1 protein-coding gene is annotated in these 10,800 nt (G+C 70.4%); it reads right to left on the reverse strand.

All coding sequences use genetic code 11. The features are described 5' to 3' along the window. Window positions 1-37 precede the first annotated feature (37 nt). Window positions 38-10,744 (reverse strand): amino acid adenylation domain-containing protein, encoded by a 10,707-nt coding sequence (locus ACQ5DX_RS17420; RefSeq protein WP_430333761.1) that lies wholly within the window; start codon window positions 10,742-10,744, stop codon window positions 38-40. Window positions 10,745-10,800: the final 56 nt, after the last annotated feature.

Here is a 10,800-nt window from a genome sequence, read left to right on the forward strand (position 1 = left end):
ACCTACATCGCCGGGCAAACAAACCATCATTATCGCCTCACGCCGACCACGCCTCCGCGTCGGCAACGACCCGTCGGACGTCCGGCGCCGGTCCCGACGGCTCCCCGCAGGTGAGTACCAGCACCTCGAGATCCTCGAGCTCCTCCCCGTCCAGGCCCTGCGCGCGAGCCCCCGACATGAAGGCGTGGGTCACCCATTCGTCGGCCAGAACGTCGGTGGCGTTACCGTCCGGTATCTCGGTGACGACCGTCACCGCGCCCGACGTCGACGCCAGCAGCAGTTCGGTGACCGACCACACACTCGTCAGCGGTTCGGCGCAGGCGGTCCGCGACTCGTAGGTGATGCCGTAGCGTTCGCGATCCCGTTCGGCGAGAGCCACGACGTGACCGTGGGTGAGGACGAGGGCGCCGTCGGCGGCGATGACGGCGGGATCCTCGGGTGCGAGGCGCCGGATCCGTTCCGTGTAGGTGACCGGCCGGCCCGACTGCTCCTCGATGCGCGAGCGGTCGGTGTCGAGCACGATCCACTCGATGGTGTCCGAGAGCGCACCGACCTGAGCGGAGGTGGTGATGCCGACCTTCGCCGGCAGGTCCCACGATGCCGCGTCCGAGCCCGTCGCGACGGGATCCGTCAGGGTGAGTGCCGCGCCGGATTCGAGCACCGCCCACGCGGCGACCACGGCGTCGACGGACCGCGGCAGCACCACCGGAACCTGGTGGCCCGGACCGACGCCTTCCGCGATCAGGACCCGCGCCAGACGCGACGCCTGTTGCGCGAGTTCGGCGTAGGTGGTCTCCTGCCCGTCGTCGGAAACCGCGGGAGCCTCGGGATCGGCCTCGACGACCGCGGCGAGAACCTGCGGCACCGTCGTGTCGGCGGGTGTCACGGCGCCGGCGGGTTCGACGATCACCGGCACGGAGGCCGCGCCGCCCAGAAGCTGCGCACGCTCCGCGTCCGATGCGATCTCGATGTCCCCGACCACCGTGCGAGCGTCCGCCGCGACCGCTTCGAGAACGCGCACGAACCGCTGTCCGAGGAGTTGCGCGGTCGACTCGTCGAACAGGTCGGTGGCGTACGTCAGCAGCATCTCGAGTTCGCCGGACGGCATCGGGATCAGCGTGAACTGCAGGTCGAATTTCGCCGCCGGTTCGACCCCGGGGACCGCGTCGACCGTCAGGCCGGGCAACGCGAGACCGGCCTGCTGCTGGTTCTGGAACGACAACACGGTCTGGAACAGCGGGTGCCGGGCCGTCGAGCGTGCGGGTGCGACGGCCTCGACCACGCGCTCGAACGGCACGTCCGCGTTCCCGAACGCGGACAGGTCCGTCTCCCGCGCCCGTGCGACGACCTCCGCGAACGTCATCGACGACGACAGCTCGGTGCGCAGCGCGAGGGTGTTGACGAACATGCCGACCAGATCGTCGAGCGCGGCCTCGCCGCGGCCCGCGATCGGGGTGCCGACCGTGACGTCCCACGTTCCGCCGAGCCGGGCCAGCAGCACCGCCAACGCGCCGTGCGTGACCATGAACAGCGAGGACCCTTCCGCCCGCGCCAGCGATTCGAGCGCGGCGTGGAGTTCGGTCGGGATGGTGAGACGGATCTCCGCGCCCCGCATGGACTGCACCGCCGGCCGCGGGCGGTCCGTCGGGAGTTCGAGCAGATCGGGTGCACCGGACAGCGCGCGGGTCCAGAAGTCGAGCTGCGCGGCGGCCACGGTGCCCGGATCGTCGGCCGAACCCAGGACGTCGCGCTGCCACAGGCTGAAGTCCGCGTACTGCACGGCCAGCGGAGCCCACTGCGGAGCCTCGCCGTGACTACGGGCCGCGTAGGCCGTCATCAGGTCCCGCGCCATCGGCGCCATGGACACGCCGTCGGCGCTGATGTGGTGGACGACGAACGCGAACACGTGGACCTCGTCCGAGAGCCGGAACAGTCCGGCACGCAACGGAACTCCGCTCGTCACGTCGAAGCCGTGTCCGAGCAGGCCCGTCACCTGCGTGCGCAAGGCGCGCTCGTCTGCGACAGCCACCGGCGTCAGATCGATCGCCACACGATCGACGGGAAGGATCACCTGGTGCGGGCCGTCCCCGTCCTCCGGGTAGTACGTGCGCAGCGCTTCGTGCCGAACCAGCACGTCGCGCAGCGCGGTGGCCAACGCCTCGGCGTCGAGGTGCCCGGTCAGTTGCAGCGCGAGCGGAATATTGTACGTGGTCGATTCGGGTTCGAGGCGGTTCAGGAACCACATGCGCTGCTGTGCGAGCGACAGCGGAACACGCTCGGGTCGAGGCTCTACCGTCAACGGCTTCCGCGCTCCCCCGCCGGCGAGCACCTGCACCTGCGCGGCGAGGGCTTCGACGGTCGACGCCTCGAACAGCGCCCGCACCGGCACCTGCGCATCCAACGCCGCACCCAGACGCGACACCACCTGCGTCGCCACCAACGAGTTGCCGCCCAGCGCGAAGAAGTCGTCGTCGCGACCCACCCGCTCGACATCGAGAACGTCCGCGAACACCCCCGCGACGATCTCCTCCACCGGCGACGTCGGCGCCCGGAACTCCCGAACCTCGAACACCGGCTCCGGCAACGCCTTCCGATCCAACTTGCCCGACGCATTCAACGGGAACTCGCCGAGCACCACGAACACCGACGGCACCATGTACGACGCCAACGACGACGCCAACGACGCCTTCACCTCGCCGGTGTCCAGATCGTGATCGGCGACCACGTAGGCCACCAACTGATCGTTCCTGACCAGCACCACCGACTGCGAGATCTCCGGCACCGCGAGCAACGCAGTCTCGATCTCGCCCAGCTCGATCCGCAGACCCCGCAGCTTCACCTGGAAGTCGGTGCGCCCGATGTACTCCAGCTCGCCCGAGCCGTTCCACGTGACGAGGTCACCCGTGCGATACATCCGCTCGCCCGGACCACCGAACGGGTTGGCCACGAACCGGTCCGCCGTCAGGTCGCTGCGTCCGACGTACCCGCGCGCCAACTGCACACCCGCCAGATACAACTCACCGGGAACACCGGCGGGGACGGGATGCAGGCGTCCGTCCAGCACGAACACCTGTGTGTTCCATACCGGCGCACCGATCGGCACCGATGCCGTGTCCGCCGAGGTGACCTCGTGGAACGTCACGTCCACCGCGGCCTCGGTCGGACCGTACAGATTGTGCAGTCGCGCACCCGCAATCGCCCGCAGCCGCTCCGCCGTCTGCGCCGGCAACGCCTCACCCGACGCGAACACCAGACGAAGCGAATCCACCCGAGCCGCGGCGGGTTCGGCCACGAACACCGCCAGCATCGACGGCACGAAATGCGCCGTCGTCACCGACTGCTCCACCATCACCCGTGCCAGATACGACGGATCCCGATGCCCATCCGGCAACGCCACCACCAGACGCGCACCGACCTGCAACGGCCAGAAGAACTCCCACACCGACACATCGAACGTGAACGGCGTCTTCTGCAGCACCGTGTCATCAGCCGACAGCCCGTACTCGGCCTGCATCCACACCAGGCGATTCACGATCGCCGCATGCGACACCGCCACACCCTTCGGCCGACCCGTCGAGCCCGACGTGAAGATCACATACGCCACACTCGAACCACGCAGCGGCTGGGCCCGATCCGCATCCGAGACCGGAGCATCCGAGAACGCGGACACGTCCACCTCGTCGAGATTCACGACGGAGACAGACCTCTCCCCCGCGACCTCGAAGCCGTCCCGCGCCGTCGACAACACCAGCGCCGGCGCCGCCGTGTCCAGGATGTAGCCGTTGCGCTCGGTCGGCTGATCCGGATCGATCGGCACGTACCCGCCGCCGGCAGCCAGCACCGCGTACATGCCCACCAGCAGATCCAGCGAACGCCGCATACCCAGGCCGACGAGCGAATCCGGACCCACACCCTCGCCGATCAACCAGCGCGCCGTCCGATGCACCCGCGCCGCGAACTCCGCATAGGTCAGCGAGTCGCCCTCGAACACCAACGCCGTCGCATCCGGCGTCCTCGCCGCCTGCGCCTCGAACAGCTCCACCAACGTCGCGTCCGGTACCACACGATCGGTCGCGTTCCAGCCGTCGAGCACCTGCGAGCGTTCCGCGCGGTCCAGCAACTCCACGTCGCCGACCACCACGGACGGATCCGCCGTCACCGATTCGAGCATCCGCACGAACCGCTCACCGAACGAACGCACCGTCGAAGCGTCGAACAGATCGGTCGCATAGGTGACATCGATCGTCAGCCCGGCGGTCGACTCGACGACCGTCACCTGGAGATCGAACTTTGCGGTGGCCGAGTCGAAGTCGACCTCGGACACATCCAGGCCACCGAGCTCGAACTCGGTGAGCCCCAGGTTCTGGTAGGTCAGCATCACCTGGAACAGCGGGTGCCGCGCCTGCGACCGCGCCGGATCCAGTACCTCGACCAGCCGCTCGAACGGCACGTCTGCGTGGCCGAAGGCATCCAGGTCGGTGGTACGCACCTGTGCGAGCACATCGCCGAACGACGCACCCGACTGCACATCGGTGCGCAACACCAGGGTGTTCACGAACATGCCGACGACGTCGTCGAGCACCTGCTCACCGCGGCCCGCCACTGGTGTGCCGATCGCGATGTCCGACGTTCCGCTCAGCCGCGCCAGCAGCACCGACAGCGCCGCATGCACCACCATGAACGTGGTCGCACCGCCCTCGCGCGCCAGATCCTCGATCGCGGCACGCAACTCCGCGGGCACGACGACAGTGTGGCGCACACCGCGGTAGGTCGACGTAGCCGGTCGCGGGCGGTCGGACGGCAGATCCAGTTGGTCGGGCAGACCGGCGAGGTTCGACGTCCAGTAGGCCACCTGCTGCGCGAGCAGGGACGCCGGATCGTCCTCGGCGCCGAGGACCTCACGCTGCCACAGCGTGTAGTCGGCGTACTGCACGGCCAGCGGCGTCCATGCCGCGACGTGGCCGTTCGCCCGCGCCGCGTACGCCGTCATCACGTCACGGGTCAGCGGACCCATCGAGAAGCCGTCGGCCGCAATGTGATGCACCACCAGGACCAGGACGTGCTCGGTGGGCATCACGGCGAACAGCCGCACCCGCACCGGGATGTCCGTGGTGAGGTCGAACCCGGCGGTGACCAACTCCTCGATGCGCGCCGGCAATTCGATCTCCGCGACCGGCTCTGCCGACACCACGGTCGCAACATCGGACACCGGCCGGATCGCCTGGTAGCCGACGCCGTCGACCTCGGGGAACACGGTACGCAGCGACTCGTGCCGGTCGAGGACGTCACCGATTGCCGCCGAGAGGGATTCGACGTCGAGGTCGCCGGAGAGCCGGATGGCGAGCGGGATGTTGTTCACCGCTGACTCGGGCTCGAAGCGGTTCAGGAACCACATCCGCTGCTGCGCGAGCGACAGCGGGATCCGATCCGGACGCGGTTGCGCCACGAGCGCCTTCGCCCCGCCTGCGGACGATTCCGAGACCCGGGCCGCGAGGGCTTCCACCGTCGAGGCGTCGAACAGCACCCGAACCGGGACCGTGGTGTCGAGCGCCGTGCCGAGCCGCGCCGCCACCTGCGTCGCCAGCAGCGAGTTGCCGCCGAGCGCGAAGAAGTCGTCGTCCAGACCCACCCGCGCAGTGCCGAGGACATCGGCGAACACCGACGCCACCGCCTGTTCGACGGGCGTGGTGGGCACCCGGAACGTGGCCGCCTCGAACTCCGGTTCCGGCAACGCCTTCCGGTCGAGCTTGCCGCTGCCGGTGAGCGGGAGGCGGTCGAGCACCAGCACCGCCACCGGCACCATGTACGACGTGAGCGAACGGCCCGCGAACTCCTTCAGCTCGGCGGCGTCGATCGATCGGCCGTCGGCGGCGACGACGTAGGCCACCAACTGCTCGCGCACCACCAGGACGGCCGCCTGGGCCACCGCCTCGTGTGCGGACAGGACCGACTCGATCTCGCCGAGTTCGATGCGGAAGCCGCGCAGCTTCACCTGGTCGTCGGCGCGGCCGACGTACTCGATCACTCGATCGGCACTCGCGCGGACGACGTCACCGGTGCGGTACAGGCGAGAACCGGCCTCGCCGAACGGGTTCGCCACGAACCGCTCCGCGGTGAGCGCCGGGCGTCCGAGGTAGCCACGGGCCACACCGGCACCGGCGAGGTACAGCTCGCCGGGCACGCCCGCGGGGACGGGCCGCAACCGCGAGTCCAGCACATAGGCAGCGGCGCCGCGAATCGCCCGACCGATCGTGACCGGCTCCCCCGGCACGAGGGCTTCGGAGATGTTGGACGCCACGGTCGCCTCGGTGGGTCCGTACGCGTTGAACATCCTCCGGCCCGGGGCCCAGCGGGCCACCAGATCGGCCGAACACGCCTCGCCACCGACCACGACCACACCCAGCGCGTCCAGACCCGCCGGATCCACCGACGCCAACGCGGCGGGCGTGACGAAGGCGTGCGTGACCTGCTGCGTCCGCAGAAGTTCGGCGAGTTCGTGACCGCCGTAGATCGACGTCGGCGCCACCACCATCGTGGCCCCGGCACCGAACGCCATCAGCAACTCGAGAATCGACGCATCGAAACTCGGCGACGCGAAATGCAGAGTCCGCGAACCAGACTCGATGCCGTACCGCTCCACCTGCTCGGCCGCGAACGCCGCCAGGCCGGTGTGCGTGACCACCACGCCCTTCGGCACCCCCGTCGAACCCGACGTGTAGATGACGTACGCGGGATCGGTGACGCGCAGCGGTCGGACACGGTCCGCGTCCGTCACCGCCGTCGCCGGCAACGCCGCCACGGCGACTGCGGTCGTCGGGTCGCCGAGCACGACCCACGGCACCGCCGCGGGCAACGCGTCGGCGTGCTCGGTGAGCGTGACGCCGAGGACCGCGCGCGAATCCGACACCATGTGCGCCACGCGGTCGGCCGGGTAGTTCGGGTCGACCGGCACGAACGCGGCGCCGGTCTTCGCGACTGCCCACACGGCGACGACCGAGTCGATCGAGCGGGTGAGCGCGATCGCGATCACGTCCTCCGGTCCGGCGCCACGGGCGATCAGGGCCCGCGCGAGCCGCGACGAACGCTCGTCGAGTTCGCGGTACGTCACCGACTCGTCGCCGCGGATGAGTGCCACCTTCGCCGGATCCGACGAGGCGGCGGCCGCGAGGATCTGCGGCAGCAGCGCCGGTTCCGAGCCGGTGCCGTCGGTCGCGGCGGTCAGCGCGGACGCCTCGGCCGCGTCGAGGAGGTCGATGTCGCCGACGACCACATCGGTGTCCGCGGCAACCGCCGCCAGCACGAGCACGAAGCGGTCGGCGAACGAGCGCATCGTCGCCTCGTCGAACAGGTCGGTGGCGTACGTGAGGTCGACATCCAGGCCGGACGCCCCGGCCTCCGCCTCCGCGAGGGTGACCGCGAGATCGAACTTGGCGACGGCGGCGTCGAAGTCGACACCCGACACGGTCAGGTCACCCAACGTGAGTTCGGTGCGGTCCATGTTCTGGAACGACAACACCACCTGGAACAGCGGGTGCCGCGCCTGGGAACGCGTGGGGCCCAGGACCTCCACGAGGCGCTCGAACGGGACGTCGGCGTGCGCGAACGCCTCGAGGTCGGTCGACCGGATCCGGGCGAGCAGGTCCGCGAACGAGTCGCCGGACCCGACGTCGGCGCGCAGGACGAGCGTGTTGACGAACATGCCGATCAGGTCGTCCAGCGCGGCCTCACCGCGGCCGGCGACCGGGGTGCCGATCGCGATGTCGGAGGTGCCGCTGAGCCGAGCGAGCAGCACCGACAGCGCCGCGTGGACCACCATGAACGTGGTCGCACCGCGTTCGCGTGCGACGGCGTCGAGCCGGGCGGACAGCTCGGCGTCGATCGAGAACCGGTACGACGCACCGGCATTCGTCGCGACTGCCGGACGCGGGCGATCCGCGGGCAGGTCGATGCGATCGGGCAGGTCCGCGAGCGCGCCGCGCCAGTAGTCGACCTGTCGGGTGATGAGCGACGAGGGGTCGTCCTCGCTGCCGAGGACCCCGCGCTGCCACAGCGCGTAGTCGGCGTACTGCACCGCGAGCGGCGTCCACGTCGGCGCGGCACCGGCCGACCGGGCGGCGTATGCGGTGACGATGTCGCGGGTGAGCGGTCCCATCGAGAAGCCGTCGGCGCTGATGTGGTGGACGACGACCACCAGGACGTGCTCGGTAGGCGAGACCGCGAGCAGACGCACCCGCAGCGGCACCTCGGCGGTGACGTCGAAGCCGCGCGAGATCGTCTCGGCGACAGCGGCGGCGACGTCGGACTCGGCCACCGGGGCCGCGTCGAGATCCACCGCGGCCGCGTCGGCCGGCAGGACCACCTGGTGCGCCGCGCCGTCGCGCTCGGGGAAGACGGTGCGCAGTGCTTCGTGACGTTCGACGACGTCGGCGACCGCCCCGCGCAGCGCGTCGACGTCCAACGCGCCCGACAGACGGATCGCGACGACGATGTTGTTCACCGCGGACTCGGTGTCGAACCGGTTGAGGAACCACATCCGCTGCTGCGCGAGCGACAGCGGGACCGTCTCGGGGCGGGCCTGCGGCACCAACGGCGCACGGGTGTCCCCACCCGCGGCGACGAGGGAATCGACCAGCGCCGCCAGCTGCGCGACGGTCGGTGCGTCGAAGAAGTCGCGGACGTCGATCCGGATGCCGAGGTCGGCGCTGACACGGGCCAGGACGCGGGTTGCGCTGAGCGAGTTGCCCCCGAGCGCGAAGTAGTCGTCGTCGACGCCGATACGGTCGGTGCCGAGGACCTCCGCGAAGGTCGCCGCGAGCATCTCCTCGGTGGGGGTGCTCGGGGCCCGGTACTCGCGGGCGAGCGACGAGAAGTCCGGCGCGGGCAGGGCCTTGCGGTCGAGCTTGCCGCTGGCGTTCAGCGGGAACTCGGCCAACGCGACGAACAGCGACGGAATCATGTACTCCGGCAACCGGGCACCGACCGCCGCCGCGAGCTCGTCCCGGTCGACCGGCGTACCGCCGTCGGTGACGACGTACGCCACCAGGTGGTCGCCGAGATCGGGATCCGAGTGCACGATCACGACGGACTGCGACACCGCCTCGTGCCCCAGCAACGCCGACTCGATCTCGCCGAGCTCGATGCGCAGACCGCGCAGCTTCACCTGGAAGTCGGTGCGGCCCACGTACTCCAGCTCGCCCGAGGCACCGATCTTCACGAGGTCACCGGTGCGGTACATGCGGTCACCGGGGGCGCCGTACGGGTCGGCGACGAACCGGTCGGCCGTCAGGTCGGGCCGCTGCAGGTAGCCGCGCGCGAGCTGGACGCCCGCGAGGTACAGCTCGCCCTCGGCGCCGACCGGCGTGCGACGCAGGCCCTCGTCGAGGACGTACAGGTCGGTGTCCGCGACGGCGCGACCGATCGGCACCATCGCGGCGTCGGCGGACGTCGCCTCGTGGTAGGTGACGTCGACGGCGGCCTCGGTGGGGCCGTACAGGTTGTGCAGCGCGGCGCCCGAGATCGCCCGGAACCGCGCGGCGGTCTGCGGCGGCAGGGCCTCACCGGACGCGAACACGTTGCGCAGGGTGGGGACGGTGGTCGCGGTCGGCAGTGCCGGATCCCCCGTCGCTCCGCTCGCCAGGGACGCCACGAACACCGACAGCATCGACGGCACGAAGTGCGCGACGGTCACGCCGCGAGCGACCATGATCCGCGCGAGGTACGCCGGGTCGCGGTGCCCGTCCGGGGCGGCGATCACCAGGCGCGCACCGGCCTGCAACGGCCAGAAGAATTCCCACACCGACACGTCGAACGTGAACGGCGTCTTCTGCAGCACCACGTCGTCCGCGGTCATCGGGTACATGTGCTGCCGCCACCGCAGGTTCGCGACGATCGCGCCGTGCCCCACGGCCACGCCCTTGGGGCGGCCGGTCGACCCGGACGTGAAGATCACGTACGCGAGGTTGTCCTCCGACAGCGGCGCGAGGCGGTCGTCGTCGGTCACCGGGTCGGCCGACAGTCCGTCGACGTCCAGGGTGTCGATCGACAGGACCTGGGCAGAGGTGGACGCGGTGTCGACCGTCAGTCCGTCCCGGGTGGTCGTGAGGATCACGGTCGGGCGCGCGATGTCGAGCACGTAGCCGAGGCGGTCGGCCGGGTGGTCGGGGTCGAGCGGGACGTACGCACCGCCGGCCTTGACGATCGCGTACATGCCGACCAGGAGGTCGAAAGAACGGCGGATGCCCAGGCCCACCAGCGAGTCCGGGCCGACGCCGAGCGAGATCAGGTGCCGGGCAAGACGGTTGGCGCGGGCGTCGAACTCGGCGTACGTCAGGCTCTCGCCGTCGAACTCGAGCGCGACCGCGTCTGGGGCGGCGGCGACCTGACGGTCGAAGAGCGACGCGAGCGTGTCGGCGGTCGGTGCGGGCGCGGACGCACCGTCGCCGAGGACGGCGGCGGCGTCCGCGAACAGACCCTCGAGCACTCCCGGCAGCCCCCCGTGCTCGGCCGACTCGAGCAGGCCCGGAACGAGGTTGGACAACACGACCGGCACCAGCGAGTCGATGCCGAGCACCCCACCCATCGCGGCGTCGAGGGTCTCGATCTCGACCTTCAACTGCGCGTAGGTGACGGTGGTGTCGCCGAGCACGAGGGCGACCCGTTCGGGCTCGACCGAGGTCACCCCGGCGAGCAGCCGCGGCAGATCCTCCACCGTCATCGCGCCGGCTCCAGCATTGTTCGCCGCCATGTGTTTTCGTCCTCCCGACATCTACCTCGAATTCGCCCACCTGATTCGGGGGAGCC

The sequence above is a fragment of the Rhodococcus sp. ACT016 genome (assembly GCF_050477185.1).
Taxonomy (GTDB): Bacteria; Actinomycetota; Actinomycetes; order Mycobacteriales; family Mycobacteriaceae; genus Prescottella.

Bases quoted from the DNA above. Each gene is read 5' to 3' on its own strand.
- ACQ5DX_RS17420 (WP_430333761.1), bottom strand. From the start codon at position 10,744: ATGGCGGCGAACAATGCTGGAGCCGGCGCGATGACGGTGGAGGATCTG.